A 24,638-nucleotide genomic window follows, 5' to 3' on the forward strand; every position below is an offset into this window, starting at 1 on the left:
TAAGGGACCTGTGACTGCTGCACCAGGTCAATGGTCTAACGCCGAGTGCATCATGCTGATGACCCATGGCATACGAAATACTAAGTGCATTTTAACTCAAAATGCACGCTATACGTAGGGGACGAATGTAACAGGATAGCCTATTATTGAGGGTAAATCTGATAGATAGCCTGCCCTTCCCCATGAGTTAACGGCACGTGCAGCAAAAAATGTATGAATTCAAGCTTAAGCTGAAGAATCCACCGTTTAATTAGAGGCCTCTATGGATCATATTCAGGTACGCGGCGCTCGTACGCACAACCTTAAAGACATTGATATCGAGCTGCCTCGCGACAAGTTGATCGTGATCACAGGGCTCTCGGGCTCAGGTAAATCGTCCCTCGCCTTTGATACGTTGTATGCCGAGGGGCAACGCCGTTATGTAGAGTCGCTTTCCACTTATGCCCGGCAGTTTCTGTCCATGATGGAAAAACCCGATGTTGATCACATCGAAGGGTTGTCCCCTGCCATTTCAATCGAGCAAAAATCCACCTCGCATAACCCACGCTCAACCGTCGGCACCATCACTGAAATCTATGACTATTTGCGCCTGCTGTATGCACGCGCCGGCACGCCCCGCTGCCCTGAGCACGGGTTGGATCTGGAAGCGCAGACCGTTTCACAGATGGTAGATCAGACGCTCGCGCTGCCGGAAGGCTCGAAGATCATGCTGTTGGCGCCTGTCATCAAAGGGCGCAAGGGTGAACATTTACAGCTCTTCAAGGAGCTACGTACCTCCGGTTATGTGCGTGCCATGGTCGATGGTGAGGTCTACGAGCTGGATGACGTGCCATCGCTGGAGAAAAACAAAAAGCATGACATCAATGTGGTGGTGGATCGTGTCAAGGTACGTGAGGGGCTGGAGCAGCGATTGGCTGAGTCCTTTGAAACGGCACTGGAGCTGGCCGATGGTTCTGCACTGATTCACTTTATTGATGGGGAACGCGAGCCGATGATCTTTTCATCACGGTTTGCCTGCCCAATCTGTGGCTATTCGCTGCCTGAGCTGGAGCCACGGTTATTCTCCTTCAACAATCCGGCGGGCGCCTGCCCCAGCTGCGATGGATTGGGGGTGCATCAGTATTTCGATCCTCACAAGCTGATTCGTCAGCACGAGTTATCACTGGCGGAGGGTGTCATCAAAGGGTGGGACCGCCGCAGTGTGTTCTATTTCGGGCTTCTGGAATCGGTCGCTGCTCACTATGGATTCTCGCTTGAAACACCGTGGGAATCACTGACAGAAGAAGCACGCAATGTCGTTCTGCACGGCAGCGGTAAAGAGGATATCGAATTCAGTTATGTGAATGACCGCGGCAAGGTCGTCAAGCGCCACTATCCATTTGAGGGAGTCATCCCCAATATTGAGCGGCGCTATCATGACACCGATTCCAACCATGTCCGCGAAGAGCTGTCGAAGTATATGGCGATCCGCCCTTGCGCGAGTTGTGGCGGTTCCCGTTTGCGGCTTGAGGCGCGCAATGTGTTCGTGGATGGCCGTGCGCTACCCAGTATTACGCAGATGCCGATTGGTGATGCTCAATCACTTTTCAGCACGCTATCACTACCGGGACGCAAAGGTGAAATAGCCGTCAAGATTCTGCATGAGATCAGCACGCGGCTGGAATTTCTGGTCAACGTGGGGCTGGACTACCTGAACCTTGAGCGAAGTGCTGATACGCTCTCGGGCGGAGAGGCACAGCGTATTCGCCTCGCCAGCCAGATCGGGGCTGGGCTGGTCGGCGTCATGTATATCCTCGATGAGCCCTCTATCGGCCTGCACCAGCGCGATAATGACCGCCTGTTAGCGACGTTGGAGCACCTGCGCGATCTGGGGAATACGGTGATCGTGGTCGAGCATGATGAAGATGCGATCCGAGCCGCTGATCACGTGGTGGATATCGGGCCCGGCGCCGGTGTGCATGGCGGTAAGGTCGTGGCACAGGGAACCCCCAAAGAAGTCGAGAAAAACAAGGCCTCGCTGACAGGTCAGTACCTGAGTGGGAAGAAACGCATTGAGGTACCGCACCAGCGCTTTCCAGTGAATGACAAGAAGATGATTCACTTGAAAGGTGCGTCTGGCAACAATTTGCAGAAGGTCAATCTGGATCTTCCGCTGGGGCGATTTGTCTGTATTACGGGGGTGTCCGGCTCGGGGAAATCAACGCTGATCAACGGAACGTTAATGCCTATTGCCGCGCGTGATCTGAACCGTGCGAGCACGTTGACGCCCGCGCCCTTCAAGTCGATCAAGGGGCTCGATCAGCTCGACAAGATGATTGATATTGACCAAAGCCCGATCGGGCGTACACCGCGTTCCAACCCGGCCACCTATACGGGTATTTTCACTGCCATTCGTGAACTGTTTTCAGGCACGCAAGAGGCTCGCGCACGAGGGTATAAACCCGGCCGCTTCAGTTTTAACGTGAAGGGTGGCCGCTGTGAGGCGTGTCAGGGAGATGGCCTGATCAAGGTCGAAATGCACTTCCTGCCGGATATCTATGTACCTTGTGATGTGTGTCATGGTGCGCGTTATAACCGTGAAACGCTGGAGGTCCTCTACAAGGGCAAGAATATTCATGAAGTGCTGGAAATGACGGTCGAGGATGCGCTGGAATTTTTCTCCCCTGTACCGGCGATTGCGCGTCGTTTGCAGACGCTGATTGATGTTGGGCTCTCCTATGTTCGCCTGGGACAGAGTGCCACGACGCTTTCGGGCGGTGAGGCGCAGCGTATCAAGCTGGCGCGCGAACTGGCGAAACGTGACACGGGGAAAACGCTGTATATTCTGGATGAACCGACGACAGGGCTGCACTTTGAAGATATCCGTCAGCTGTTGACGGTGTTGCATCGTTTACGTGATCAGGGCAATTCGATTGTCGTCATCGAGCACAATCTGGATGTGATCAAAACGGCTGACTGGCTGATTGATCTGGGGCCGGAAGGCGGTTCGAAAGGCGGTCAGATTATCGCGACGGGGACACCGGAAGAGATTGCAGAGAATCCTGTGTCTCATACCGGGCGTTTCCTCAAACCGTTACTGGAGACGGCTGCCAAGTGGCGAGAATCTGCCAAGGCATAAAGACTGCGGCCAAAGCGTGAGGACACAGCTGTTCATATAAAGCGCTTGGTAATGAAAAGGCGAGGCCCGCGGGCTTCGCCTTTTTTCGCTTCAGAGAGGGAAGGATTCATTGCCGGTGATGAAAGATACCGCCGCCCTTCCCGCTCATGATCAGTGGTTTGGACAGCCCAGCCGCAGCGCCGTGAAGCCAGCCCGATGACCGCGCGGCAGAGGGGCGACATGGCGTTGACGTCAATGTTTCCTCAATCGAGTTCGGTGAACGTGGAGACATCGAGCGCGCTTACAAGCACTCAGACTTCGCGCGCCTTCGACACACTTTCTTCACTTTCTTCATTCTCAACACCCTTTCTTCATCCATTGAAGCGATCCTGGAACGTCTAAACGTATTTCTTTAGCCACTCTTCCTGTTCATACAACATGTGAAGGATGGATTCCCGCGCTCGGTAAGCATGGGATTCGTAGGGCAACATCACCAGACGTGCCTCCCCCCCCAAACCTTTGATGGCAGAGAACATGCGTTCGCTCTGCATGGGAAAGGTGCCTGCGTTGTTGTCATCTGCACCATGGATCAGCAGCAGCGGTGTTTTGATCTTGTCAGCATGATCAAAAGGCGACATGGCCTGGTAAACCTTGGGCGCTTGCCAATAATTACGCTCTTCAGCCTGAAAACCAAAAGGCGTTAGTGTGCGGTTGTAGGCACCACTCCGTGCGATACCGGCCTTGAAAAGAGACGTATGGGCCAGCAGGTTGGCGGTCATGAAGGCACCATAGGAGTGGCCGCCCACAGCACAGCGCTCAGGGTCGCCTACGCCACGCCGTGCCAGCTCATCAATCGCGGCTTTAGCACTGGCAGTCAGCTGTTCGATATAGGTGTCGTTGGGCTCTTCGTCGTCTGCCCCGATGATCGGCATACTGGGACCTTCAAGTACCGCAAACCCGTTGAGCACATGCGGTAGCGCCCCCCAATAGCCAATGGAGGTGAACTTGTAAGGCGAGCCCTTGGTTTGCCCAGCGGCCGCAGCTGATTTGAATTCACGCGGATACGCCCACATCAGTACTGGCAAGGGGCCGTCACGCTCTTGATCATAATCGGGAGGAAGATAGAGCTCTCCGTTAAGTTCGACGCCATCTTCACGCTGATAGTGGATAGTTTCGCGCGTGACCTGCTTCCATTTGGGCATCGGGTGTTGATAATCCGTGAGCGCGCGATCAGGGGTGTCTCCTGCCACGTCAATCACAAAAAGATTGGGCGGCTCGCTAACAGATTCACGGGACAATATGAAAGACGTCGCTTCGTCGTTCAGAGGCGTTACGGGCATTTCGAAATAAGGCGCTTTGGAGTGGAAAAGGCGCTCTTTCTTCCCAGATACAATATTCCACCGATCCAGAAACGGGCGATCACCTTCGGGACTGGCTCCGGCACCAATCATCAGCAATGTATGACCATCTGTGCCAATCCACAAGCGGGTACTCCCCTTTTCATCCATCACCATAACGGGCTGGCCGGGTGAGTTATAGCGATCTTCGGAAGAACGTTCATTCAGCAATACAGGCGCTTTTTCAGGCTGATCAGGAAATAGACGCCACTGTTTGACCGAGCGATCCTCCCACCAGCTCTCTTCCAGCAATGCCAAGGACCCATTGCCCCATTGTAGCGAACGTAAGCGCATCGACAGTGTGGCCAGTTTGCGAGGTGCCTGGTCGAAAGGCGCCGCCTGCAGATAAACGGCATCGCGTTCTTCTGTCTCGACCGAAGGATTCCCCCCATCAAGTGCTTCTACCCAACAGAGGGACGCAGGTACATCCTGACGCCAATCGATTGCACGACGCCCTGGAAGCACAGAATCGAATCCGGGTGGCAGGGTTTCCTGCAAGGGCTGGCGATCAATTTCATAGAGCGTGCCATCGTTAAGGCAGCGTACTTCCGTGATGCGAGGGAAGAACACCAGTGGCACCTGATAGGAGAAAGGGCGTGTAATACGCTCAATCAGAACATATTCACCATCAGGAGACGGCTCGAGGTCAAGATAAAGATCCGGCTCCCCAACGGGCGCCTGTTCGCCCTCTACATTAATCAGCACAGGCTGACTACGAAGGTAATATTCAAGTTCACGTGCATCACTTTCGTTTTTCAGAAGGTCCTGAAACGTACGTACGGAAGTGACTTGATCAGATTTATCTGCATCCTGAATAGTGGGACTGATAATTGTTTGGCGAAGCTCTACGCTGTTTTCACCTGACGGCGGTGCTTGAAGTGTCACCAGCAGACGTTGGCTATCAGGCAGCCAAGTGAAGCCTTGGGAAATGAGTGTATTGAGTTTTTCAATCAGTCGTGTGGCTTTTCTGGCCGCAATATCAATTAACCAAAGCTCATTGGTAGCATTGGCAGTGTCCAGCTGGCTAAAGGCGATATAGGACTGATCAGGAGACCATGAGAGTGCACTAACAAAGAGGGGGTCCGGCAATCCATTGATATCAATGCGCTGCCCGTTCTCTACGTTAAGAAGCCATAACCCTTTACCTTGCCAGAAGCTGCTGCGGGAGTGTGTCTCGGCATGAAAGCGCAACCCGGCCAAGCGTTTTTCAGGTTGAGAAACGCGTGCGATGTCCGGCAATTCAGGGTATTGCAGTTGAACCAGCCAGTTACGCTTGGGAGAAAGATAACTGCGAGGGGGGCGAGGTGCATCCACCAGCGCTTGAAGATCTGCGCTTGGCGCATGATAGCCACGGGTGATAGAGCATTCGGTCTCGTGATGAGTAGATTCGCTCATGGTTCTCCACTTGTTCAGGAACAATAATGATTCGAAAGGACACAACGTCCAAATGTCATTATTAAATGATAAGGGAGGAAGGGCAAAAAGTATGCTGGAAAAGTATTTATCGAAAGAACCTGTAAAAATCGTATGGAAAACCATCCTTTGAAAAACAATTGCGTAAAAAAACGCGTAAAAAACAAAAAGCTGGCCCGATTTCTCGGGCCAGCTTTCATTTCCCTTTAACACGCTCAATAAGGAAAAGAGCGGTCATTGGGTGCTTGATTACTCGTCGCCTGCGGCTTCTTCAACCTGAGGACGATCAACCAGTTCAACGTAAGCCATCGGTGCGTTGTCTCCGGGACGGAAACCGCACTTCAGAATGCGTACATAACCACCCGGACGGGTAGCATAACGCGGACCTAATTCGCTGAACAATTTACCAACTGCTGCATTAGAACTGGTGCGGCTAAACGCCAAACGACGGTTAGCAACGCTGTCATTCTTGGCCAGGGTAATCAGCGGCTCGACATGACGACGCAATTCCTTGGCTTTTGGCAGAGTGGTTTTGATCAATTCGTGCTCAACCAACGATACACACATGTTCTTGAACATGGCGGAACGATGTGAAGAGTTACGGTTGAGTTGGCGACCACTTTTACGATGACGCATGGGTGTGATTCCTTACCAATCTTGACTCAAGTCACCAGTTCAGGCGGAAGCCTTGTCGTCTTTCAAGCTAGCCGGCGGCCAGTTTTCGAGACGCATGCCGAGAGAAAGACCACGACCTTCCAGAACATCCTTGATTTCATTCAGGGATTTCTTGCCAAGGTTAGGCGTTTTCAACAATTCAACTTCAGTACGTTGAATGAGGTCGCCAATGTAGTAAATATTCTCGGCCTTCAGGCAGTTAGCACTGCGTACGGTCAACTCGAGATCGTCTACGGGACGGAGAAGAATAGGATCGATCTGATCTTCTTCTTCCTCAACTTCCTGCTCCTTGTCGGCTTCCAGATCGACGAAGGCAGCCAATTGTTCCTGGAGGATGGTCGCAGAACGACGGATAGCCTCTTCAGGATCCAGGGTGCCATCGGTTTCCAGATCGATCACCAGCTTGTCGAGGTCAGTGCGTTGTTCAACACGCGCTGATTCAACAGCATAGGAGACGCGACGAACCGGGCTATAAGTAGCATCAAGCTGAAGACGGCCGATAGTACGGCTTTCGTCGTCATCCTGAATACGTACGTCAGCTGGTTCGTAACCACGGCCACGCAGAACGCGAAGCTTCATGTTGAGCTCGCTACCATCATTCAGGTGAGCGATAACATGATCCGGGTTGACGATCTCGACATCATGACCAACGGCAATATCACCGGCAGTCACGACACCTGGGCCTTTTTTATCCAACACGAGTTCAGCATCATCGCGACCATGCATTTTGATGGACACGTCCTTGAGGTTCAGGAGGATCTCGATGACATCTTCCTGAATACCTTCAATGGCGCTGTACTCGTGCTCTACACCTTTGATCTCTACTTCAACGATGGCACAGCCAGGCATTGAAGAGAGGAGAATACGGCGTAAAGCATTCCCCAAGGTATGACCGAAGCCGCGCTCGAACGGTTCAAGCACGATCTTCGCGTGATTCACATTGATTTCTTCGACCTTGATGTCACGAGGACGGAGAAACTCTGTCACTGAACGCTGCATATGAACACCTTTAAGCTGCCGAACGGGGTACTCTAAGTCTTTTACGAAGTTAATCAGTCGATGGATTACTTGGAGTAAAGCTCGACGATCAGGTTTTCGTTGATGTCGGCAGACAGGTCTCCACGTTCAGGGATGGATTTGAAAGTACCTTCCATCTTTTTCGTGTCGACATCAATCCAAGCGATATCACCGCGGTTGCCTGCAATTTCTATCGCGGACTGGATGCGGCTCTGGTTTTTCGCTTTTTCACGAACAGAGATCACATCACCAGCAACCACACGATAGGAAGCAACGTTTACGGTGCGACCATTAACCTGGATTGCTTTGTGGCTTACCAGCTGACGTGCTTCTGCACGTGTGGAGCCGAAGCCCATGCGATAGACGACGTTGTCCAGACGGGCTTCGAGCAACTGGAGAAGAACCTCACCGGTTGCACCCTTCTGGGATGCTGCTTTTTTATAGTAGTTACGGAATTGCTTTTCCAGAACGCCGTACATGCGACGAACTTTCTGCTTTTCACGTAACTGGGTGCCGTAGTCGGAGGGACGCTGACGGCGCTGACCATGCTGTCCAGGTGCGCTTTCGGTTTTGGCCTTTTTCTCGTAAGCGGTAACACCGCTCTTGAGGAAAAGGTCCGTACCTTCGCGACGAGACAGTTTACATTTGGGTCCGGTATAACGTGCCATGAATCTGTCTCCTTATACGCGGCGTTTTTTCGGCGGACGGCAGCCATTGTGAGGAACAGGCGTCGCGTCGGTAATGCTTTGTACGCGGAAGCCGGCTGCATTCAATGCACGCACGGCTGATTCACGGCCGGGTCCGGGACCCTTGACCAGTACGTCTACGTTCTTCACTCCATACTCGGCTGCAGCGTTCGCTGCACGTTCGCTTGCTACTTGAGCGGCGAACGGGGTGCTCTTACGAGAACCACGAAAACCCGAACCGCCGGCAGTCGCCCATGAAAGAGCGTTACCCTGGCGGTCAGTGATCGTTACGATCGTATTGTTAAAAGAGGCATGGATATGTGCAACGGCATCCACAACCTGCTTTTTAACCTTCTTGCGGTTACTGCGCGGGTTAGCCATGTTGGAAGTATCCTGATATTAACGCTAAGCGTTATTTACGAATAGGTTTTTTCGGTCCCTTACGGGTACGAGCATTGGTCTTGGTGCGTTGACCACGCAACGGAAGACCACGGCGATGGCGCAGACCACGATAAGTGCCCAGGTCCATGAGACGCTTGATGTTAAGCGTAACTTCACGACGAAGGTCACCTTCTACGACATATTTACCCACTTCAGCACGCACAACATCGAGTTGCTCAGGAGAAAGTTCTCCCATTTTAATGCTGGGACTAATGCCAGCAGCAACACAGATGTCTTGCGCACGAGTGCGGCCAATGCCGAAGATATAGGTCAGCGAGATCGCCGCATGCTTGTTGTCCGGGATATTGACGCCTGCAATACGGGCCATCAGCTTTCTCCGAATAATTTGAGCGGCTTTGCTCGGTTGATTACATCTACAAAAGGCGCAATAGAATACCTCTCACTTCAACAAGAAGCAAGAGGCATTTTTGCACCACTTACTCGTCTAGCGTTGGGAATTAACCCTGACGCTGTTTATGACGCGGCTCAGTGCAGATAACACGCACTGCGCCACGACGACGAATGATCTTGCAGTTACGGCAAATCTTTTTAACGGATGCTCGAACTTTCATCGTTCACTCCACTAAGTTTACTGTAGCGGTATTAGTGTAGGAAACCGCTACCGCCAACCCCTTTAAGGTTAGCTTTTTTCATCACGGATTCATACTGACTGGACATCAGGTGAGACTGAACCTGCGCCATGAAGTCCATCACAACAACCACGATGATTAGAATGGAAGTACCGCCAAAATAGAACGGAACATCCCAGGCCACCATCAGGAATTGCGGTATCAATGATACAAACGTGATGTAAATTGCCCCAAACAGCGTCAAGCGCGTCATTACCTTGTCAATGTAGCGTGCAGTCTGTTCGCCTGGGCGAATACCCGGTAAAAATGCACCGGATTTCTTCAGATTATCAGCAACGTCCTTGGGATTAAAAACGAGCGCTGTATAAAAGAAGCAGAAGAATACTACTGCTGCAGCAAAAATCAAGATATAGAGAGGCTGACCGGGTGCGAGAGCCTGAGAAATGGTTGAAAGCCAACCTAACCCATGACTACGACCAAACCACTGTCCCAATGATGCAGGAAAGAGCAGAATACTGGACGCGAAAATAGGTGGGATAACACCCGCCATGTTAATTTTCAGCGGCAGATAGCTGCTTTGACCGGCATACATCTTGTTACCGACCTGACGCCTGGGATAGTTGACTTTGATACGGCGTTGACCGCGTTCAACAAAGACGACCAATGCTACAGTTGCAATACCCAATACACCCAGGGCAAGCAACGGCAACACATTCAGGCTGCCACCATTACGTGCAAGCTCAAAGGCCTGAGCAATGGCGTGAGGCATTCCAGCGACGATACCAGAGAAAATGATCAGGGAAATACCATTCCCGATTCCTTTCTCGGTGATCTGTTCACCTAGCCACATCAGGAAGACCGCACCAGCGACGAAGGTCACGATGGCGGTGAAATAGAAGCCAATACCAGGATGCAAAGCTGCACCCGCACTGACCAGTCCCACTGCCATGCCGAACGCCTGAATCAACGCCAATACAACGGTCCCATAGCGGGTGTACTGGGTGATCTTGCGTCGACCTGCCTCCCCTTCCTTCTTCAACTGCTCGAGCTGAGGAGAGACGACCGTCAACAGCTGCATGATAATCGATGCCGAAATATACGGCATAATGCCGAGAGCAAAGATACTCATGCGCTGCAGCGCACCACCTGAGAACATGTTGAACAAGCTCAGAATGGTGCCCTGATTTTGGTTGAAGAGGGCAGCGAGCTGATCAGGATTGATACCAGGAACCGGAATGTGTGATCCAATGCGGTAAACCACAATGGCAATGAATACAAAGCGGAGACGAGCCCAAAGCTCACTCAGCCCACCGGTATTTCCTGATACGTTTCCTGATTTAGCCATTAGTCCTCTACCTTACCGCCGGCTTTTTCAATCGCCGCACGCGCGCCTTTGGTGACTTTAAGACCACGTACAGTGACTGCACGATCCAACTCGCCAGACAGTACCACTTTTGCGAAGCGAGTTGCGTCTTTCAGTACGTTCGCCTGTTTCAAGGAAGCGAGGTCAACTACTTCACCTTCAACCTTGGCCAGTTCGAACAAACGGACTTCTTCAGACACCAGCGATTTTGCGGAAGTAAAACCAAACTTCGGCAAACGACGCTGCAAAGGCATCTGACCGCCTTCAAAACCTGGTTTAACGCTACCACCGGAACGAGACTTAAGACCTTTATGGCCACGTCCGCCAGTTTTACCCAAACCAGAGCCGATACCGCGACCTACGCGTTTCTCGGCATGCTTAGCGCCAATAGCTGGACGCAGAGTATTGAGTTTCATGGATTACTCCCCTTCGACTCTTACAAGGTAATTAACCTTGTTGATCATGCCACGAACGGCAGGAGTGTCTTCCAGTTCAACAGTGTGTCCAATACGGCGGAGACCCAGACCACGAACTGTGGCCTGATGTTTCTTACCGGTACCGATAACGCTGCGAACCTGAGTTACTTTAAGCTTGCCAGACATGAGACTTACCCCGTGATTTCAGCGACGGAGAGGCCACGTTTGGCTGCAACGTCTTCAGGTGAACGCATGGAAGCGAGACCTTTAACAGTTGCACGCACAACGTTGACCGGATTAGTCGAGCCATAGCACTTCGCAAGTACGTCCTGTACACCTGCCAGCTCGAGAACGGCGCGCATGGCACCACCGGCGATAATACCGGTACCCTCGGAGGCGGGCTGCATGAATACTTTGGAAGCACCGTGGTTGGCGCGCACTGGATACTGCAGTGTGTGCCCACGGAGCTCAACCTTGATCATGTTGCGATGAGCATGATCCATGGCTTTCTGAATCGCGATAGACACTTCACGTGCCTTACCGCGACCAAAGCCAACACGACCTTTGCCATCACCAACGACAGTCAGAGCGGTGAAGCCGAAGATTCGACCACCCTTAACAACTTTGGCGACACGGTTGATGCCTACAAGCTTCTCTTGTAGATCACCGTTGCCTTTCTGTTCGTTATTAGCCATCGTCAAACCTTTTAGAATTGCAGGCCGGCTTCACGCGCGGCATCAGCCAAGGCCTTGATACGACCATGGAACTTGAAACCTGAGCGATCGAAGGCCACTTCAGTGATACCCGCGTCTTTCGCACGCTCGGCGATCAGAGCGCCGACTTTTGCGGCTGCGTCTGAGTTACCAGTCGCCGCTTCACGCAGCGATTTGTCGAGTGTGGAAGCACTGACCAACACCTTGCCACCATCCGCAGAAATGATCTGCGCATAGATGTGACGAGGAGTACGGTTGACGCACAGACGTACTGCACCCAGCTCGCGGATTTTGGCGCGCGCGCGGCGGGCACGACGGAGGCGAGATTCTTTCTTCGCGTTCATAACCCTGCCTTATTTCTTCTTGGCTTCTTTACGGCGAATATTCTCGTCGCTATAACGAATACCCTTGCCTTTATAAGGCTCAGGCGGACGGAATGCGCGAATATCCGCTGCAACCTGGCCGAGTTTCTGCTTATCAGTACTTTTCAGTACGATCGTGGTGTTTTTAGGCGTTTCCGCGCTAACACCAGCAGGCAGTGTGTACTCAACCGGGTGAGAGAAACCCAATGTAAGATTAATGGTTTGGCCACTGGCCTGTGCACGGTAACCAACGCCGTTAATTTCCAGCGTGCGGGTGAAGCCTTCGCTCACACCTTTTACCATGTTGCTAACCAGCGCGCGAGTTGTACCCGCCATAGCCCAATCTTTGGACTCCTTACTGGGAGCAAAAGTCAATTGACCTTCTTCCTGACTAACAACGACGCCAGCATTGATTGCCAGCTCAAGCTGACCCTGGCTACCTTTGATAGTAAGGTGCTGGTCATTCAACTTGGCTTCGACGCCGCTCGGTAGTGTTACCGGATTCTTGGCTATTCTGGACATTTCACACTCCTAGAATACGGTGCAGATAACTTCGCCACCCACACCCGCTTGGCGAGCTGCGCGATCCGTCATCACACCTTTAGAGGTGGAAATGATGGCAACACCAAGACCGTCTGCAACCTTGGGCAGTTCATTCTTGCCCTTGTAGATTCGCAGCGAAGGTTTGGAAACACGCTGCAGGTGCTCGATGACTGGTTTGCCTTCGAAGTACTTAAGGGTGACATTCAGCTGTGGCTGAGTGTCTTCACTCACTGCATAATCAGTGATGTAACCCTCTTCTTTTAATACACGCGCAACTTCAACCTTTACTTTGGATGAAGGAATATCAACAGTCGCCTTAGTGGCCTGCTGCGCGTTACGGATACGGGTCAGCATATCCGCCAGAGTGTCTTGCATGCTCATTCGAAGCGCTCCTCGCTTACCAGCTGGACTTGGTCAAGCCAGGAACTCTGCCGCTCATGGCAGCTTCGCGCAGCTTGTTACGACCAAGGCCGAACTTGTTGTAATAGCCGTGTGGACGACCAGTGATTCGGCAGCGATTACGCTGACGTACCGGGCTTGAGTCACGCGGCAGACTTTGCAGCTTGAGCTGAGCTTCGAACTTCTCCTCGTCGGAGGCAGACGTGCTCTGGATGATTGCTTTGAGCTCCGCACGACGAGCGGCGTACTTTTCGACCAGCTTCGTGCGTTTGAGCTCACGCTCAACCATACTTTTTTTAGCCATTATTTAGCCTTATTTACGAAAGGGAAAGTTCAATGCACTCAGGAGTGCACGACCTTCTTCGTCACTGTTGGCGGTGGTGGTTACCGTGATGTCGAGACCACGAATCCGGTCAATCTTATCATACTCGATCTCCGGAAAGATAATCTGTTCACGTACACCCATCGAATAGTTGCCACGACCGTCGAAAGATTTCGGGTTCAGACCGCGGAAGTCACGTACGCGAGGAATCGCGATATTGACCAGACGATCCAGGAAATCCCACATACGATCGCTACGCAATGTGACCTTGACACCGATCGGCCAACCTTCACGTACCTTGAAGCCTGCAACAGATTTGCGTGCTTTGGTAACGATCGGCTTTTGACCGGAAAGTTTTTCAAGATCCGCAGTTGCGAAATCAATCAGCTTTTTATCGCTGGTTGCTTCACCCACACCCATGTTCAGGGTGATTTTGGTGACTCTCGGCACCTGCATTACATTGGCGTAACCAAACTGCTCAGTGAGCTTGGCCACCACCTCGTCTTTGTACTGCTGTTTTAAATTCGCCATTATCCCACCCGACTCACGTTAGGCGTCGATCTGCTTCTGAGTCGACTTGAAGATACGGACCTTGGTACCGTCATCTTTCAACTCAAAACCGACACGATCTGCCTTACCGGTTTCTGTGTTGAAGATAGCAACGTTTGACTCGTGAATTGGAGCTTCACGTTCAACGATACCCCCCTGCTGACCAAGCATCGGGTTGGGCTTGGTATGACGTTTGATAACATTCACACCAGCGATTACAAACTTACCGTCTTTCAAAACACGTTTGACGGTTCCACGCTTGCCCTTGTCCTTGCCGGCGATGACGATAACTTCGTCGTCACGTTTGATCTTGCGCATAATCCGCTCCGCTCCTTACAGCACTTCAGGTGCTAAGGAAATGATCTTCATGAACTTCTCAGAACGAAGTTCACGAGTGACCGGCCCAAAGATACGGGTACCGACTGGCTGTTCGTTGGTGTTATTCAACAAAACTGCCGCATTTCCATCGAAACGGATCAACGAGCCGTCCGAGCGACGAACGCCACTCGCGGTACGCACGACCACTGCCTTGAGCACTTGGCCCTTCTTAACACGGCCACGAGGAATCGCTTCCTTGACCGTAACCTTGATGATATCGCCGATGCGCGCGTAGCGGCGGTGTGAACCACCAAGCACCTTGATGCACTGCACCCGGCGCGCTCCGCTGTTGTCGGCGACATCCAGCATAGTTTGCGTCTGAATCATCGGTATTCTCCGAACCTAAACTGATTGCTAGGCGAAGGGATTAACCCTTGGCCTGCTCGATTACTTCAACCAGTGACCAGGACTTAGTCTTGGAAATCGGACGACCTTCACGAATGGAAACGCGATCGCCAATATTGGCCTGGTTGTTTTCGTCGTGGGCATGCAGCTTGGTGGAGCGCTTAACATACTTGCCGTAGATCGGGTGACGCTCGGAGCGCTCGATCATCACGACGATGGATTTATCCATCTTGTTGCTTACAACTTTACCTGTAAGCGTGCGTGCTTGAGATTCCTGGGCCATCTTATTCACCTGCCTTCTGCTGGATAACAGTTTTGACGCGAGCAATGTCACGACGTGTCTGGTTCAACAGATGGGTCTGATTCAGCTGCCCAGTCGCCTTCTGCATGCGCAGGTTGAATTGCTCACGGAGAAGTTCAAACAACTGCTCCTGGAGCGCTTCAGTTGACTTTTCACGCAGTTCTTGAGCTTTCATTACATCACCGTCCGTTTAACGAAGGTTGTCGCAATGGGCATCTTCTGAGCTGCAAGGGAGAAAGCCTCACGCGCCAGCTCTTCTGATACGCCTTCGATTTCATAAAGGACACGGCCTGGCTGAATCTGGGCAACCCAATATTCAACAGAACCTTTACCTTTACCCATACGAACCTCGAGAGGTTTTTCTGAGATCGGCTTATCAGGGAAGACGCGAATCCAAATTTTACCACCACGCTTCACGTGACGAGTGATTGCACGACGACCGGCTTCAATCTGACGGGCCGTTAGACGACCACGACCAATTGCTTTAAGGCCATATTCGCCGAAACTTACACTACTGCCGCGCTCTGCAAGACCACGGTTGCGGCCCTTAAACTGCTTGCGAAATTTTGTACGCTTTGGCTGTAACATCGACTATTCCCCTTACTTAGAGCCTTTCTTCTTGGGAGCAGCCGGTTGAGCCTGAGACTGCTTGGCTTTCGCCCGCACTTCCTCAATCCCACCAAGAACTTCCCCTTTGAAGATCCACACTTTGACGCCAATCACGCCGTAGGTGGTATGCGCCTCGTAGGTAGCGTAATCGATATCGGCACGCAGGGTATGAAGAGGTACACGACCCTCATGATACCGTTCAGTACGAGCGATTTCAGCACCGTTAAGACGACCTGACAGCTGAACCTTGATACCTTCGGCACCAAGACGCATGGCATTCTGAATCGCGCGCTTCATAGCACGACGATACATTACACGGCGTTCCAGCTGACCAGCGATGTTCTGCGCTACCAGCTGAGCGTCGAGCTCAGGCTTGCGAACTTCCTCAATGTTGACGTGAACGGGCACGCCCATCATTGCAGTCAGATCACGACGCAGGCGATCAACGTCTTCACCTTTTTTACCAATCACGATACCCGGACGGGCAGTGTGAATGGTGATACGTGCATTGTTGGCCGGACGTTCGATAACAACCTGGCTAACAGATGCATTTTTCAAACGATCTTCAATGAATTTGCGAACTTGAAGGTCGTTGTTCAACTTGTCGGCATAAGCGCCGCGCTCAGCGTACCAGACCGAGGAGTGGTCTTTGACGATACCGAGGCGAATACCAACTGGATTTACTTTCTGACCCATCGGTCGACTCCTACTTCTCGGCTACCTTGACGGTGATATGGCAAGTGCGCTTCAGAATACGATCTGCACGGCCTTTAGCACGCGGCTGGATACGCTTGAGCGTAGTGCCTTCATCAACATGGATGGTCGACACATGAAGCTCATCGATATCCATACCATTGTTTTCTTCCGCATTGGCGATCGCAGACTGAAGTACTTTACGTACCAGCACTGCCGCTTTTTTTGGCGAGAAGCTCAGAATGTCCAACGCTTCGGCCACCGGCTTGCCGCGAACCTGATCAGCGACGAGACGAGCCTTCTGAGCGGACAGGCGAGCGCCGCGCAATTTTGCAGCTACTTCTTCCATTTTCGAGTCCTCTCTTACCGCTTGGCTTTCTTGTCAGCCGCATGACCGCGATAAGTGCGGGTGGCAGCAAACTCGCCTAACTTGTGTCCGACCATTTCTTCAGAAACATAGACCGGAACATGTTGGCGACCGTTATGGACAGCAATGGTGAGTCCTACCATGTTAGGCAGGATCATGGAGCGACGAGACCAGGTCTTGATCGGTTTACGATCGCTCTTCTCCACAGCCGCCTCAACCTTCTTCAAAAGATGAAGGTCAATAAAAGGACCTTTCTTAAGTGAACGTGGCACAGCCGTTACCCCTTTAGTTCAGTTACTTAGCCTTACGGCGACGTACTATAAGTTTATTGGTGCGCTTGTTCTTACGCGTTTTATGACCCTTGGTCGGCATACCCCAGGGTGATACTGGGTGACGGCCACCACTACTACGACCTTCACCACCACCATGTGGGTGATCAACCGGGTTCATCGCAACACCACGAACCGTCGGACGTACGCCTCTCCAGCGCTTGGCACCTGCTTTACCAAGTTGGCGCAGGCTGTGCTCGGAATTACCCACTTCACCCAAGGTTGCACGGCATTCGGAAAGAACGCGACGCATTTCACCAGAACGAAGACGGATAGTCGCATAGTTGCCTTCACGGGCAACCAACTGGGCACTTGCACCAGCACTGCGGACCATCTGAGCGCCCTTACCAGGCTTGAGCTCGATGCAATGGATTGTAGAACCCATTGGAATGTTACGTAGCGGCAAGGTGTTACCCGCGCGGATCGGTGCATTAACACCGGATTCCAGACGGTCACCTGCTTGAACATTGCGCGGTGCAATGATGTAGCGACGCTCACCATCTACATATTTCAACAATGCCAGGTGGGCACTGCGGTTAGGATCGTATTCCAGGCGTTCTACAACTGCCTGTACACCATCCTTGTTACGCTTGAAATCGATCAAGCGATAATGCTGACGCTGGCCACCACCAACGTGGCGAGTGGTAATGCGGCCATTATTGTTACGACCACCAGAGCGCTTCTGAGATTCGACCAGTGAGTCAACCGGACGACCTTTATAAAGATCGCTGTTGACGACCTTCACCAGATGGCGACGACCGGCGGACGTTGGTTTAGTCTTAACTACTGCCATGATCCGTTCTCCTGCCTCACTCGTTACCGGTGAAGTCTTCGAGGGTCTCACCTGCAGCCAGGGTAACATACGCCTTGCGGTAACCGGCACGACGGCCTTCACCACGCTGGGTACGTTTTACCTTGCCCTTAATGTTGAGCACCTGGACAGCTGATACTTTCTTGTCGAAGAGCGCTTCAACCGCTTTCTTGATTTCCGGCTTGGTAGCATCTGGTGCGACCTTGAATACATACTGATTATTCTCAGCAGCAATCGCAGCCTTCTCAGTCATATGCGGGCCAAGCAACACTTTGAATACGCGTTCCTGGTTCATCCCAGCTTCTCCTCAAACTTGCGCAGAGCAGGCACAGTTACCAGAACTTTATCAAAAGCTACAAGGCTAACCGGATCTACTGCAGCGACATCCACAACAGCAACGTTAGGAATGTTGCGAGCTGCCAGATACAGGTTCTCATCTACTTCTTCAGAAACGATAAGAACTTTTTCGAGACCAAGTTCTTTCAGCTTGGAAGCGAGCTGTTTGGTTTTCGGGGAATCAACACCGAATTCATTAACAGCAACGAGACGCTCTTGACGAACAAGCTCGGACAGGATGGAACGCATAGCCGCACGATACATCTTGCGGTTAACTTTCTGCGCATGGTCCTGAGGACGCGCTGCGAACGTAACACCACCGCTACGCCACAAAGGCGAACGGATGGTTCCTGCGCGCGCACGACCAGAACCTTTCTGACGCCATGGTTTTTTACCACCACCGCTTACATCAGAACGATTTTTCTGCGCACGAGTTCCCTGGCGAGCACCTGCCAAATAAGCAGTAACAACCTGGTGCACGAGGGCCTCGTTGAAATCCTTGCCAAATGTAGCATCAGACAGTTCGACTGCTTCTGCATTGGCACCTACGAGATTAAGATTCATTGGTACTTACCTCTCAGCGGGCTTTAACAGCGCTGCGTACGATCACTTGGCTACCGGTAGAACCCGGGATAGCGCCTTTGACCAACAGCAGGTTGCGTTCAGCATCAACACGTACCACTTCAAGGCTTTGAACGGTGGTGCGCACGTTACCGAGCTGACCAGCCATTTTTTTACCTTTAAATACGCGACCTGGTGTTTGGCACATACCAATTGAACCAGGAGCTCGATGCGAGAGGGAGTTGCCGTGAGTAGCATCCTGAGTACGGAAGTTCCAGCGTTTAACACCACCCTGGAAGCCCTTACCCTTGGATACGCCGGTCACATCAATTTTCTGACCAGCTTCAAAGAGGGATACAGTGAACTCGCCGCCTACCTGTGGATCTTCTTCGCCTTCAACAAGACGGAATTCCGCAAGCGTACGACCAGCTTCAACACCCGCCTTCGCAAACTGACCTGCAGCTGCTTTAGACAGATGTTTGGCCTTGCGCGAACCTGTAGTCACCTGAACTGCACGGTAGCCGTCAGTTTCAAGTGTTTTAACGCTGGTTACGCGGTTAGGCTCAACTTCAATGACGGTTACTGGTACAGATGTACCTTCTGCGGTAAAAATACGCGTCATTCCGCTCTTTTTACCGACCAAACCGATCGCCATGTTCAGTCTCCTTTAGTGTACGGGGCTATCACCCGCTATGGCTGCCCTTTTCAGAGCATTCCACTAGCACATTGTGTGGCGTCTCTCGACGCGGCGGCACTAGACAAGCCGCTCGTGACTAGTGTGGGTTATTAATCAACCTTAATCTGCACGTCTACGCCGGCAGCAAGATCAAGTTTCATCAGCGCATCAACTGTTTTTTCAGTCGGCTCAACGATGTCGAGCACACGCTTATGGGTACGAATCTCGTACTGATCACGCGCATCTTTGTTGACGTGCGGAGAAATCAGAACGGTGTAACGTTCCCGATTAGTCGGCAAAGGAATTGGTCCGCGAACCTGAGCACCGGTACGTTTAGCTGTATCGACGATCTCTTGCGCAGACTGATCGATCAAACGATGATCGAAAGCCTTAAGCCGAATGCGAATTTTCTGGTTCTGCATTTGCCTTGACTCCAATGGGCCAACCCAATTATTTGGGACGCCTGTGAACGGACGGCGCGAGCCACCCACTCACGCTTGAAAGGATGCGCATTATAGATGGCCTAAATCGGATAGTCAAATCCTGACCATCAAGAAATATGCATTCCACATGATAAAGGGGCCCGAAGGCCCCTTATTTTCACCCTCTTGCGAGGGAATCGAGAAAAATGATCACTCGATAATTTTGGCAACAACACCTGCGCCAACAGTACGGCCACCTTCACGAATAGCGAAACGCAGACCGTCTTCCATTGCGATAGGTGCGATCAGAGTGATAACCATTTTAACGTTATCACCTGGCATTACCATTTCTACGCCTTCTGGCAGTTCACAAGTACCCGTTACGTCAGTGGTACGGAAGTAGAACTGAGGACGATATCCTTTGAAGAAAGGAGTGTGACGACCACCCTCTTCCTTGGACAGGATGTAAACCTCACTTTCGAACTTGGTGTGAGGAGTGATAGAACCGGGCTTGGCCAAAACCTGACCACGCTCAACTTCATCACGTTTTGTACCACGCAGAAGTGCACCGATGTTCTCACCCGCACGACCTTCGTCGAGCAGTTTACGGAACATCTCAACACCAGTAACGGTAGTTTTCTGAGTGTCCTGCAGACCAACGATTTCAACTTCGTCGCCAGTGCGAACAATACCGCGCTCAACACGACCAGTTACAACGGTACCACGACCAGAGATTGAGAATACGTCCTCAATAGGCATCAGGAAGGGCAGGTCGATTGCACGCTCAGGCTCAGGGATGTAGGCATCCAGAGCTTTGATCAGGTTGGCAACAGCGGTAGTACCCATGCCGTTGTCGTCCTTGCCTTCCAGAGCCATCAGAGCTGAACCGATGATGATAGGAGTATCATCACCCGGGAAGTCGTATTCGCTCAGAAGTTCGCGAACTTCCATTTCGACCAGCTCGAGGAGCTCTTCGTCGTCAACCATGTCTGCTTTGTTCAGGAATACAACGATGTAAGGTACACCAACCTGACGAGAAAGCAGGATGTGCTCACGAGTCTGTGGCATGGGGCCATCGGCTGCAGATACAACCAGGATAGCACCGTCCATCTGAGCAGCACCGGTGATCATGTTTTTAACATAGTCAGCGTGTCCGGGGCAGTCTACGTGAGCGTAGTGACGCTCTTCAGACTGGTACTCAACGTGTGCAGACGCAATAGTGATACCACGTTCACGCTCTTCAGGAGCGTTATCGATAGTATCGAACTGACGCCATTCACCGCCGAAAACTTCTGCGGATACGCGAGTCAGGGCCGCTGTTAGGGTAGTTTTACCGTGGTCAACGTGACCGATTGTGCCAACGTTAACGTGCGGTTTGGAACGTTCGTATTTTTCCTTAGCCACTGCTATAACCTCGTTTTAGCTATGGGTTATTTTTGATTGATGACGGCTTCGACGACGCTGGACGGTGCCTCATCATATTTTGCAAACTCCATGGAGTAGCTTGCGCGGCCCTGGGTTTGCGAGCGCAGATCGGTCGCATAACCGAACATCTCACCCAGCGGCACCAATGCACGAATAATTTTTCCGGCGGAAGAATCATCCATGCCCTGCACCAGGCCACGGCGGCGGTTCAAATCGCCCATCACGTCGCCCATGAACTCTTCAGGTGTTTCCACCTCTACACGCATAACCGGCTCAAGCAGGACTGCACCAGCTTTACGCGCGCCTTCTTTGATCGCCATGGATGATGCGATCTTAAAGGCATTTTCGTTAGAGTCAACATCATGATAGGAACCGTCGTAGAGGGTTACCTTGACGTCGATCATCGGATAGCCAGCGATAACACCGTTTTGAAGCTGCTCGTAAGCACCTTTTTCAACAGCCGGCACATATTCCTTGGGTACCACACCACCCACGATTTCAGAGTCGAACTTGAAGGTCATCTCTTCGTCGTCGCCCTTGTCTTCTGCGGTGAGAGGCGCAATGCGCAACCAAACGTGACCGAACTGACCACGACCACCAGACTGGCGTACAAACTTACCTTCCTGCTCAACTTCGGAGCGGATTGTTTCGCGATAGGCTACCTGAGGCTTACCAATGTTGGCTTCAACATTGAATTCGCGACGCATACGGTCAACGATGATGTCCAGGTGAAGCTCACCCATACCAGAAATGATGGTCTGGCCGGTTTCTTCATCAGTCTGCACACGGAAAGAGGGATCTTCCTGTGCCAACTTGCCAAGCGCGATACCCATTTTTTCCTGGTCAGCCTTGGATTTGGGCTCGACCGCTACGGAAATAACGGGATCAGGGAACTCCATGCGTTCCAGAATGATCTTGCTATTCAGGTCGCAAAGTGTATCACCTGTAGTAACGTCTTTCAGACCTACACATGCAGCAATGTCACCCGCCAGAATCTCTTTGATTTCTTCACGAGTATTTGAGTGCATCTGTACGATACGACCCACACGCTCGCGTTTACCCTTGACGGAGTTGAACACGGTATCACCAGAGCTCAATACACCAGAGTATACACGGACGAAGGTCAAAGTACCTACAAAGGGATCGGTCGCGATCTTGAATGCCAGAGATGCAAACGGTGCATTGTCATCCGCTTCACGGGTAACAATTTCGCCATTGTCTTCCAGCTCACCTTCAATAGGCTTAACTTCAAGCGGAGAAGGCAGATAATCAACAACTGCATCCAATACAGCCTGAACACCCTTGTTTTTGAAAGCTGAACCACAAGTAATCAAAACGATTTCGTTATCGAGTGTACGACGACGCAAACCAGCCTTGATCTCTTCCTTGGTCAACTCACCTTCTTCAAGGTATTTTTCCATCAGCTCTTCAGAAGCTTCCGCCGCTGCTTCTACCATTTGCTCATGGTAGGTCTCAGCCGTTTCCTGAAGCTCTTCAGGAATATCGACCAGCTGATAGGTCAGGCCCATATCATCTTCGTTCCAAAGGATTGCCTTCATCTCGATGAGATCGACAACACCCTTGAATTCGTCTTCCGCACCCCAGTTGATCTGAATCGGAACTGTGTTGCAGTTCAAACGATCCTTCAACTGATCGACAACACGGAAGAAGTCAGCGCCGGCACGGTCCATCTTGTTGACGAACACCATGCGGGGAACTTCATATTTGTTGGCCTGGCGCCATACGGTTTCAGTCTGGGGCTGAACACCGGAAGAACCACACAGAACAACGACAGCACCATCAAGTACACGCAAGGAACGTTCTACTTCGATAGTGAAGTCAACGTGTCCAGGAGTATCGATGATGTTGATACGGTGTTCATCGAATTGCTGGTTCATACCTTTCCAGAAGGTCGTTACAGCAGCAGAGGTAATGGTAATACCACGCTCCTGCTCCTGAGCCATCCAGTCAGTTGTTGCAGCACCGTCATGCACCTCACCGATCTTGTGTGAAAGACCAGTGTAAAACAGTATGCGTTCCGTTGTCGTGGTTTTGCCCGCATCTACGTGCGCGACAATCCCGATATTGCGGTAACGCTTAAGGGGAGTCTTACGTGCCACGATATAATATCCTGTTGGTTGGGAGTCACGTTTCAGTTTTTAGCACAGGGGAATAACAGTAATGCTACACCCCTGAAAACATTAGAAACGATAGTGCGAGAACGCTTTGTTGGCTTCTGCCATACGATGAACGTCTTCGCGTTTCTTGACTGCCGCACCCTTGCCTTCAGAGGCATCAAGAATTTCACCCGCCAAGCGTTGTTCCATGGTTTTCTCACCGCGGGAACGAGCGGCATCAACCATCCAACGCATTGCAAGCGCCTGGCGACGAGAAGGACGAACTTCTACTGGCACTTGGTAGGTCGCACCGCCGACGCGGCGAGACTTAACTTCCACCATCGGCTGGATAGTTTCCAGCGCTTTATCGAAGACATCCAGCGGCTCAGCATCGTTGGAGCGAGTGGCAACCCGATCAAGTGCACCGTAAACGATGCGCTCGGCGACGGATTTTTTGCCGCTGATCATCAGATGGTTCATAAACTTCGCCAAGCGCTCACTTCCAAACTTAGGATCTGGAAGAATCTCGCGCTTGGCTGCAACACGACGTCTAGGCATGATAAGCCCTCAATTGAAGGGTCCTTCAGGTAAACCTGGCATCCAAGCCGCCAGCCTTACTCTTATCAGACCAGAATGATTAGGATTTAGGACGCTTGGTACCGTATTTGGAACGGCCCTGCTTACGATTCTGAACACCAGAGGTATCCAGTGCGCCACGTACGGTGTGATAACGCACACCTGGCAAGTCTTTTACACGACCGCCGCGAATCAACACGACTGAGTGCTCTTGCAGGTTGTGGCCTTCACCACCGATGTATGAAGTTACTTCGTACCCGTTAGTCAAACGAACACGGCAAACCTTACGAAGGGCCGAGTTAGGTTTTTTCGGGGTAGTCGTATAAACGCGAGTACAAACGCCGCGTTTTTGTGGACAAGCCTGAAGCGCAGGCACGTCACTTTTAGTGACCGGGCGCTTACGCGGCTTGCGCACCAACTGGTTTACGGTTGCCATTAATTTCTCACTCCAAAATGACGATGCATAAATGTCGCGTTAAATAGTCGGTAACTATCCTGAACGACTATCACCGAGAATACAGATACACTACTCCCGGCAATAAAGGCTGCAAATTTTACGGTGTTCTTCCTATAAACGTCAAGCCCGACCGTAGATTTCCTCATCCACGATCGGGCCGACGACTACCTTTACATCAATAACATGACGACTAACTGCCATGCAGATCAACAGGTTATAGCCCACCCGCCACCATAGGCGAGTGGTATTCAC

36 protein-coding genes are annotated in these 24,638 nt (G+C 51.7%); 1 reads left to right on the top strand and 35 read right to left on the bottom strand.

The annotated features are described in order from the left end of the window. Nucleotides 1–262: 262 nt before the first annotated feature. Nucleotides 263–3,118 (top strand): excinuclease ABC subunit UvrA, encoded by a 2,856-nt coding sequence (gene uvrA, locus LMG33818_RS11300; RefSeq protein WP_442323498.1) that lies wholly within the window; start codon nt 263–265, stop codon nt 3,116–3,118. Between the two features lie 32 nt (nt 3,119–3,150). Here uvrA and LMG33818_RS11305 read toward each other — a convergent pair whose 3' ends face one another. From LMG33818_RS11305 to LMG33818_RS11475, 35 genes are all read right to left on the bottom strand, one after another. Then, nucleotides 3,151–3,339 carry a hypothetical protein gene (locus LMG33818_RS11305; RefSeq protein WP_442323499.1) on the bottom strand — a complete coding sequence of 63 codons (189 nt, stop codon included), beginning with the start codon at nt 3,337–3,339 and terminating at the stop codon, nt 3,151–3,153. Between the two features lie 156 nt (nt 3,340–3,495). After that, the gene (locus LMG33818_RS11310) at nt 3,496–5,889 is read right to left on the bottom strand and encodes an alpha/beta hydrolase family protein (protein ID WP_442323500.1); all 2,394 of its coding nucleotides are present in this window, start codon (nt 5,887–5,889) and stop codon (nt 3,496–3,498) included. A gap of 267 nt (nt 5,890–6,156) precedes the next feature. Then, nucleotides 6,157–6,543: a 50S ribosomal protein L17 gene (rplQ, locus tag LMG33818_RS11315; protein WP_442323501.1), complete on the bottom strand. Its 387-nt coding sequence runs from the start codon at nt 6,541–6,543 to the stop codon at nt 6,157–6,159. A 39-nt stretch (nt 6,544–6,582) separates the two neighbouring features. Next, the gene (locus tag LMG33818_RS11320) at nt 6,583–7,581 is read right to left on the bottom strand and encodes a DNA-directed RNA polymerase subunit alpha (protein WP_442323502.1); all 999 of its coding nucleotides are present in this window, start codon (nt 7,579–7,581) and stop codon (nt 6,583–6,585) included. Between the two features lie 65 nt (nt 7,582–7,646). After that, the gene (gene rpsD / locus LMG33818_RS11325) at nt 7,647–8,267 is read right to left on the bottom strand and encodes a 30S ribosomal protein S4 (protein WP_442323503.1); all 621 of its coding nucleotides are present in this window, start codon (nt 8,265–8,267) and stop codon (nt 7,647–7,649) included. 12 nt (nt 8,268–8,279) lie between these two features. After that, nucleotides 8,280–8,666 (bottom strand): 30S ribosomal protein S11, encoded by a 387-nt coding sequence (gene rpsK / locus LMG33818_RS11330; RefSeq protein ID WP_442323504.1) that lies wholly within the window; start codon nt 8,664–8,666, stop codon nt 8,280–8,282. A 31-nt stretch (nt 8,667–8,697) separates the two neighbouring features. Next, nucleotides 8,698–9,054 carry a 30S ribosomal protein S13 gene (gene rpsM / locus LMG33818_RS11335; RefSeq protein ID WP_442323505.1) on the bottom strand — a complete coding sequence of 119 codons (357 nt, stop codon included), beginning with the start codon at nt 9,052–9,054 and terminating at the stop codon, nt 8,698–8,700. A gap of 130 nt (nt 9,055–9,184) precedes the next feature. Continuing rightward, entirely contained in the window at nt 9,185–9,298 is a 114-nt protein-coding gene (gene rpmJ / locus LMG33818_RS11340) for a 50S ribosomal protein L36 (RefSeq protein WP_077373351.1), read from the bottom strand. 31 nt (nt 9,299–9,329) lie between these two features. Continuing rightward, nucleotides 9,330–10,661 (bottom strand): preprotein translocase subunit SecY, encoded by a 1,332-nt coding sequence (gene secY / locus LMG33818_RS11345; RefSeq protein WP_442323506.1) that lies wholly within the window; start codon nt 10,659–10,661, stop codon nt 9,330–9,332. Continuing rightward, nucleotides 10,661–11,095 carry a 50S ribosomal protein L15 gene (rplO, locus tag LMG33818_RS11350; protein WP_442323507.1) on the bottom strand — a complete coding sequence of 145 codons (435 nt, stop codon included), beginning with the start codon at nt 11,093–11,095 and terminating at the stop codon, nt 10,661–10,663. The genes secY and rplO overlap by 1 nt, the downstream gene beginning before the upstream one ends. A 3-nt stretch (nt 11,096–11,098) precedes the next feature. Next, nucleotides 11,099–11,281 (bottom strand): 50S ribosomal protein L30, encoded by a 183-nt coding sequence (gene rpmD, locus LMG33818_RS11355; RefSeq protein WP_081803395.1) that lies wholly within the window; start codon nt 11,279–11,281, stop codon nt 11,099–11,101. Nucleotides 11,282–11,286: 5 nt separating this feature from the next. After that, on the bottom strand, nt 11,287–11,790 hold the full coding sequence (gene rpsE, locus LMG33818_RS11360) for a 30S ribosomal protein S5 (protein ID WP_442323508.1): 504 nt from the start codon (nt 11,788–11,790) through the stop codon (nt 11,287–11,289). Nucleotides 11,791–11,801: 11 nt separating this feature from the next. Then, a complete protein-coding gene (rplR, locus tag LMG33818_RS11365; RefSeq protein WP_442323509.1) occupies nt 11,802–12,152 on the bottom strand; it encodes a 50S ribosomal protein L18 in 351 nt (116 codons plus the stop codon). 9 nt (nt 12,153–12,161) lie between these two features. After that, a complete protein-coding gene (rplF, locus tag LMG33818_RS11370; RefSeq protein WP_442323510.1) occupies nt 12,162–12,692 on the bottom strand; it encodes a 50S ribosomal protein L6 in 531 nt (176 codons plus the stop codon). Nucleotides 12,693–12,701: 9 nt separating this feature from the next. After that, the gene (gene rpsH / locus LMG33818_RS11375; RefSeq protein ID WP_442323511.1) at nt 12,702–13,094 is read right to left on the bottom strand and encodes a 30S ribosomal protein S8; all 393 of its coding nucleotides are present in this window, start codon (nt 13,092–13,094) and stop codon (nt 12,702–12,704) included. A 16-nt stretch (nt 13,095–13,110) separates the two neighbouring features. Further along, on the bottom strand, nt 13,111–13,416 hold the full coding sequence (gene rpsN, locus LMG33818_RS11380; RefSeq protein ID WP_442323512.1) for a 30S ribosomal protein S14: 306 nt from the start codon (nt 13,414–13,416) through the stop codon (nt 13,111–13,113). Nucleotides 13,417–13,425: 9 nt separating this feature from the next. Further along, a complete protein-coding gene (gene rplE / locus LMG33818_RS11385) occupies nt 13,426–13,965 on the bottom strand; it encodes a 50S ribosomal protein L5 (protein ID WP_442323513.1) in 540 nt (179 codons plus the stop codon). 18 nt (nt 13,966–13,983) lie between these two features. Continuing rightward, complete coding sequence (gene rplX / locus LMG33818_RS11390; protein WP_442323514.1) at nt 13,984–14,301, bottom strand: 50S ribosomal protein L24; 318 nt, start codon at nt 14,299–14,301, stop codon at nt 13,984–13,986. A gap of 15 nt (nt 14,302–14,316) precedes the next feature. Next, entirely contained in the window at nt 14,317–14,688 is a 372-nt protein-coding gene (rplN, locus tag LMG33818_RS11395) for a 50S ribosomal protein L14 (protein WP_442323515.1), read from the bottom strand. Nucleotides 14,689–14,728: 40 nt separating this feature from the next. Then, nucleotides 14,729–14,989, bottom strand: coding sequence for a 30S ribosomal protein S17 (rpsQ, locus tag LMG33818_RS11400; RefSeq protein ID WP_442323516.1), 261 nt, complete (start codon nt 14,987–14,989; stop codon nt 14,729–14,731). A 1-nt stretch (nt 14,990) separates the two neighbouring features. Next, nucleotides 14,991–15,182, bottom strand: a complete 192-nt coding sequence (rpmC, locus tag LMG33818_RS11405) for a 50S ribosomal protein L29 (protein ID WP_442323517.1) — start codon at nt 15,180–15,182, stop codon at nt 14,991–14,993. After that, nucleotides 15,182–15,595: a 50S ribosomal protein L16 gene (gene rplP, locus LMG33818_RS11410; protein WP_442323518.1), complete on the bottom strand. Its 414-nt coding sequence runs from the start codon at nt 15,593–15,595 to the stop codon at nt 15,182–15,184. Before rplP ends, rpmC begins: the two co-directional genes overlap by 1 nt. A 12-nt stretch (nt 15,596–15,607) precedes the next feature. After that, nucleotides 15,608–16,312, bottom strand: coding sequence for a 30S ribosomal protein S3 (gene rpsC / locus LMG33818_RS11415; RefSeq protein WP_442323519.1), 705 nt, complete (start codon nt 16,310–16,312; stop codon nt 15,608–15,610). Between the two features lie 10 nt (nt 16,313–16,322). Beyond that, complete coding sequence (rplV, locus tag LMG33818_RS11420; protein ID WP_442323520.1) at nt 16,323–16,658, bottom strand: 50S ribosomal protein L22; 336 nt, start codon at nt 16,656–16,658, stop codon at nt 16,323–16,325. Between the two features lie 14 nt (nt 16,659–16,672). Next, entirely contained in the window at nt 16,673–16,948 is a 276-nt protein-coding gene (gene rpsS / locus LMG33818_RS11425) for a 30S ribosomal protein S19 (protein WP_442323521.1), read from the bottom strand. 22 nt (nt 16,949–16,970) lie between these two features. Then, nucleotides 16,971–17,798: a 50S ribosomal protein L2 gene (rplB, locus tag LMG33818_RS11430; RefSeq protein WP_442323522.1), complete on the bottom strand. Its 828-nt coding sequence runs from the start codon at nt 17,796–17,798 to the stop codon at nt 16,971–16,973. Between the two features lie 16 nt (nt 17,799–17,814). After that, nucleotides 17,815–18,111 (bottom strand): 50S ribosomal protein L23, encoded by a 297-nt coding sequence (rplW, locus tag LMG33818_RS11435; RefSeq protein ID WP_442323523.1) that lies wholly within the window; start codon nt 18,109–18,111, stop codon nt 17,815–17,817. Next, a complete protein-coding gene (gene rplD / locus LMG33818_RS11440; protein ID WP_442323524.1) occupies nt 18,108–18,716 on the bottom strand; it encodes a 50S ribosomal protein L4 in 609 nt (202 codons plus the stop codon). The genes rplW and rplD overlap by 4 nt, the downstream gene beginning before the upstream one ends. Before the next feature lie 13 nt (nt 18,717–18,729). Next, nucleotides 18,730–19,368, bottom strand: a complete 639-nt coding sequence (rplC, locus tag LMG33818_RS11445) for a 50S ribosomal protein L3 (RefSeq protein ID WP_442323525.1) — start codon at nt 19,366–19,368, stop codon at nt 18,730–18,732. A gap of 131 nt (nt 19,369–19,499) precedes the next feature. Continuing rightward, nucleotides 19,500–19,811 (bottom strand): 30S ribosomal protein S10, encoded by a 312-nt coding sequence (gene rpsJ, locus LMG33818_RS11450; protein WP_025733376.1) that lies wholly within the window; start codon nt 19,809–19,811, stop codon nt 19,500–19,502. Nucleotides 19,812–20,021: 210 nt separating this feature from the next. After that, nucleotides 20,022–21,215 (bottom strand): elongation factor Tu, encoded by a 1,194-nt coding sequence (tuf, locus tag LMG33818_RS11455; RefSeq protein WP_442323526.1) that lies wholly within the window; start codon nt 21,213–21,215, stop codon nt 20,022–20,024. A 26-nt stretch (nt 21,216–21,241) separates the two neighbouring features. Continuing rightward, a complete protein-coding gene (fusA, locus tag LMG33818_RS11460) occupies nt 21,242–23,356 on the bottom strand; it encodes an elongation factor G (RefSeq protein ID WP_442323527.1) in 2,115 nt (704 codons plus the stop codon). 81 nt (nt 23,357–23,437) lie between these two features. Beyond that, on the bottom strand, nt 23,438–23,911 hold the full coding sequence (gene rpsG / locus LMG33818_RS11465; protein ID WP_442323528.1) for a 30S ribosomal protein S7: 474 nt from the start codon (nt 23,909–23,911) through the stop codon (nt 23,438–23,440). Nucleotides 23,912–23,990: 79 nt separating this feature from the next. After that, nucleotides 23,991–24,365, bottom strand: a complete 375-nt coding sequence (rpsL, locus tag LMG33818_RS11470) for a 30S ribosomal protein S12 (RefSeq protein ID WP_442323529.1) — start codon at nt 24,363–24,365, stop codon at nt 23,991–23,993. 141 nt (nt 24,366–24,506) lie between these two features. Next, nucleotides 24,507–24,638, bottom strand: a complete 132-nt coding sequence (locus LMG33818_RS11475; RefSeq protein WP_442323530.1) for a hypothetical protein — start codon at nt 24,636–24,638, stop codon at nt 24,507–24,509.

Source organism: Cernens ardua, assembly GCF_051251085.1.
Taxonomy (GTDB): domain Bacteria; phylum Pseudomonadota; class Gammaproteobacteria; order Pseudomonadales; family Halomonadaceae; genus Cernens; species Cernens ardua.

Coding starts and splice junctions, on each gene's coding strand:
- rplB (WP_442323522.1), bottom strand. CDS start 17,798: ATGGCAGTAGTTAAGACTAAACCAACGTCCGCCGGTCGTCGCCATCTG.
- rplR (WP_442323509.1), bottom strand. CDS start 12,152: ATGAACGCGAAGAAAGAATCTCGCCTCCGTCGTGCCCGCCGCGCGCGC.
- rpmD (WP_081803395.1), bottom strand. CDS start 11,281: ATGTCTGGCAAGCTTAAAGTAACTCAGGTTCGCAGCGTTATCGGTACC.
- LMG33818_RS11320 (WP_442323502.1), bottom strand. CDS start 7,581: ATGCAGCGTTCAGTGACAGAGTTTCTCCGTCCTCGTGACATCAAGGTC.
- secY (WP_442323506.1), bottom strand. CDS start 10,661: ATGGCTAAATCAGGAAACGTATCAGGAAATACCGGTGGGCTGAGTGAG.
- LMG33818_RS11310 (WP_442323500.1), bottom strand. CDS start 5,889: ATGAGCGAATCTACTCATCACGAGACCGAATGCTCTATCACCCGTGGC.
- LMG33818_RS11305 (WP_442323499.1), bottom strand. CDS start 3,339: ATGTCGCCCCTCTGCCGCGCGGTCATCGGGCTGGCTTCACGGCGCTGC.
- rplC (WP_442323525.1), bottom strand. CDS start 19,368: ATGGCGATCGGTTTGGTCGGTAAAAAGAGCGGAATGACGCGTATTTTT.
- rplV (WP_442323520.1), bottom strand. CDS start 16,658: ATGGAAGAAGTAGCTGCAAAATTGCGCGGCGCTCGCCTGTCCGCTCAG.
- rplF (WP_442323510.1), bottom strand. CDS start 12,692: ATGTCCAGAATAGCCAAGAATCCGGTAACACTACCGAGCGGCGTCGAA.
- rpsE (WP_442323508.1), bottom strand. CDS start 11,790: ATGGCTAATAACGAACAGAAAGGCAACGGTGATCTACAAGAGAAGCTT.
- uvrA (WP_442323498.1), top strand. CDS start 263: ATGGATCATATTCAGGTACGCGGCGCTCGTACGCACAACCTTAAAGAC.
- rpsC (WP_442323519.1), bottom strand. CDS start 16,312: ATGGGTCAGAAAGTAAATCCAGTTGGTATTCGCCTCGGTATCGTCAAA.
- rplN (WP_442323515.1), bottom strand. CDS start 14,688: ATGATTCAGACGCAAACTATGCTGGATGTCGCCGACAACAGCGGAGCG.
- rplP (WP_442323518.1), bottom strand. CDS start 15,595: ATGTTACAGCCAAAGCGTACAAAATTTCGCAAGCAGTTTAAGGGCCGC.
- rpsN (WP_442323512.1), bottom strand. CDS start 13,416: ATGGCTAAAAAAAGTATGGTTGAGCGTGAGCTCAAACGCACGAAGCTG.
- rpsQ (WP_442323516.1), bottom strand. CDS start 14,989: ATGGCCCAGGAATCTCAAGCACGCACGCTTACAGGTAAAGTTGTAAGC.
- rplO (WP_442323507.1), bottom strand. CDS start 11,095: ATGAAACTCAATACTCTGCGTCCAGCTATTGGCGCTAAGCATGCCGAG.
- rplQ (WP_442323501.1), bottom strand. CDS start 6,543: ATGCGTCATCGTAAAAGTGGTCGCCAACTCAACCGTAACTCTTCACAT.
- rpsJ (WP_025733376.1), bottom strand. CDS start 19,811: ATGCAGAACCAGAAAATTCGCATTCGGCTTAAGGCTTTCGATCATCGT.
- rpmJ (WP_077373351.1), bottom strand. CDS start 9,298: ATGAAAGTTCGAGCATCCGTTAAAAAGATTTGCCGTAACTGCAAGATC.
- rplD (WP_442323524.1), bottom strand. CDS start 18,716: ATGAATCTTAATCTCGTAGGTGCCAATGCAGAAGCAGTCGAACTGTCT.
- rpsM (WP_442323505.1), bottom strand. CDS start 9,054: ATGGCCCGTATTGCAGGCGTCAATATCCCGGACAACAAGCATGCGGCG.
- rpsD (WP_442323503.1), bottom strand. CDS start 8,267: ATGGCACGTTATACCGGACCCAAATGTAAACTGTCTCGTCGCGAAGGT.
- rplE (WP_442323513.1), bottom strand. CDS start 13,965: ATGGCGAATTTAAAACAGCAGTACAAAGACGAGGTGGTGGCCAAGCTC.
- rplW (WP_442323523.1), bottom strand. CDS start 18,111: ATGAACCAGGAACGCGTATTCAAAGTGTTGCTTGGCCCGCATATGACT.
- rpsL (WP_442323529.1), bottom strand. CDS start 24,365: ATGGCAACCGTAAACCAGTTGGTGCGCAAGCCGCGTAAGCGCCCGGTC.
- rplX (WP_442323514.1), bottom strand. CDS start 14,301: ATGCGCAAGATCAAACGTGACGACGAAGTTATCGTCATCGCCGGCAAG.
- rpsG (WP_442323528.1), bottom strand. CDS start 23,911: ATGCCTAGACGTCGTGTTGCAGCCAAGCGCGAGATTCTTCCAGATCCT.
- rpmC (WP_442323517.1), bottom strand. CDS start 15,182: ATGAAAGCTCAAGAACTGCGTGAAAAGTCAACTGAAGCGCTCCAGGAG.
- rpsH (WP_442323511.1), bottom strand. CDS start 13,094: ATGAGCATGCAAGACACTCTGGCGGATATGCTGACCCGTATCCGTAAC.
- rpsK (WP_442323504.1), bottom strand. CDS start 8,666: ATGGCTAACCCGCGCAGTAACCGCAAGAAGGTTAAAAAGCAGGTTGTG.